Here is a 1951-nt window from a genome sequence, read left to right as displayed (position 1 = left end):
GTAGGAGAGCCGGCGTGAGCTTGAGGATCGTTGTCTGTGTGAAGTACGTGCCCGACGCCACCGGTGACCGGCATTTCGCCGATGATCTGACGGTGGACCGTGAGGATGTGGACGGTCTGTTGTCGGAGCTGGACGAGTACGCGGTGGAGCAGGCGCTGCAGATCGCGGACGAGGCGGACGGTGCGGAGATCACTGTGTTGACGGTGGGTCCGGAGGATGCCAGGGATGCGTTGCGCAAGGCGTTGTCGATGGGTGCGGACAAGGCGGTTCACGTCGAGGACGACGGTCTGCACGGCAGTGATGTGATGGGTACGTCGCTGGTGCTGGCGAAGGCGGTGGAGAAGGCCGGGTACGACCTGGTGATCTCGGGTATGGCGTCGACGGACGGGGCGATGGGTGTGGTTCCGGCGTTGCTGGCGGAGCGGTTGGGTGTTCCGCAGGTGACGTTGCTGTCCGAGGTGTCGGTCGGGGGTGGTGTGGTGAGGGGGCGTCGTGACGGTGACACGGCGTCGGAGCTGCTGGAGGCGTCGTTGCCGGCGGTGGTGTCGGTGACGGACCAGTCGGGTGAGGCGCGTTATCCGTCGTTCAAGGGGATCATGGCGGCGAAGAAGAAGCCGGTGGAGTCCTGGGATCTGGAGGATCTGGGGATCGGTGGGGACGAGGTGGGTCTGGCGGGTGCCTGGAGCGCGGTCGACTCGGCGGCGGAGCGTCCGGCCCGCACGGCGGGCACGATCGTGAAGGACGAGGGTGAGGGCGGCAGGCAGCTGGCCGAGTTCCTCGCGGGTCAGAAGTTCATCTGAGCCGGCCCTTCTGTTCCGTGTGTTCTGCCCCTTGTTCGTTCGTTACTCGCAGGAGATTGAAGTCCCATGGCTGAAGTTCTCGTCTTTGTCGATCACGTGGACGGTGCGGTCCGCAAGCCCACGCTGGAGCTGCTGACGCTGGCGCGCCGGATCGGTGAGCCGGTCGCGCTCGCGGTGGGTGCCGGTGCCGGTGCGACTGCCGGGGTGCTGGGCGGGCACGGTGCGGTGCGGGTCCTGACCGCGGAGGCGCCGGAGTTCGGTGAGTATCTCGTGGTGCCGAAGGTGGATGCGCTGCAGGCGGCGTGCGAGGCGGTGTCGCCGGTGGCGGTGCTGGTGCCGTCCTCGGCGGAGGGCAAGGAGATCGCGGCGCGTCTCGCGGTGCGGATCGGGTCGGGGATCATTACCGACGCGGTGGATCTGGAGGCCGGTGAGCAGGGCCCGGTCGCGACGCAGTCCGCGTTCGCGGCGTCGTTCACCACCCGGTCGCGGGTCTCGCGGGGCATCCCGGTCATCACGGTCAAGCCGAACTCGGCCCCGGTCGAGGCCGCCCCGGCCGCCGGTGCTGTCGAGGTGCTGGAGGTGTCGTTCTCGGCGCAGGCCACCGGGACCAGGGTCACCGCGCGGACCCCGCGCGAGTCGACGGGCCGTCCGGAGCTGACCGAGGCCGCGATCGTCGTCTCCGGCGGCCGTGGCGTCAACGGTGCGGAGAACTTCTCGCTCATCGAGGCGCTCGCCGATTCCCTGGGTGCGGCCGTGGGTGCCTCGCGTGCCGCGGTGGACGCGGGGTGGTACCCGCACTCCAGCCAGGTCGGCCAGACCGGCAAGTCCGTCTCGCCGCAGCTGTACATCGCGTCGGGGATCTCGGGCGCGATCCAGCACCGGGCGGGCATGCAGACGTCCAAGACGATCGTCGCGATCAACAAGGACGCCGAGGCCCCGATCTTCGACCTCGTCGACTACGGCGTCGTCGGCGACCTCTTCCAGGTCGTCCCCCAGCTCACCGACGAGGTCAAGTCCCGCAAGGGCTGACCCGCCGCCCAGCCGAAACACCCCTCACGAACGGTCCGGGGCCGTGTGGTGCACACCCACCACACGGCCCCGGACCGCGTCCGATCACCATTGACGCAGGCCCCCCGGCCCTATAACTTCAC

General features: G+C 69.0%; 2 protein-coding genes. Both read left to right on the top strand.

Annotated elements, in window-relative coordinates:
• The first annotated feature begins 14 nt into the window (after positions 1–14).
• Entirely contained in the window at positions 15–800 is a 786-nt protein-coding gene (locus tag ABZY11_RS44130; RefSeq protein WP_356484568.1) for an electron transfer flavoprotein subunit beta/FixA family protein, read from the top strand.
• Positions 801–866: 66 nt separating this feature from the next.
• Complete coding sequence (locus ABZY11_RS44125; RefSeq protein ID WP_356484567.1) at positions 867–1829, top strand: electron transfer flavoprotein subunit alpha/FixB family protein; 963 nt, start codon at positions 867–869, stop codon at positions 1827–1829.
• Positions 1830–1951: the final 122 nt, after the last annotated feature.

Source organism: Streptomyces sp. NPDC006510 (assembly GCF_040611955.1).
Classification (GTDB): Bacteria; Actinomycetota; Actinomycetes; order Streptomycetales; family Streptomycetaceae; genus Streptomyces.
The sequence above is the reverse complement of the archived record's forward strand: the minus strand, read 5'-3'. Positions and strand labels throughout refer to the sequence as shown.

Coding starts and splice junctions, on each gene's coding strand:
- ABZY11_RS44125 (WP_356484567.1), top strand. CDS start 867: ATGGCTGAAGTTCTCGTCTTTGTCGATCACGTGGACGGTGCGGTCCGC.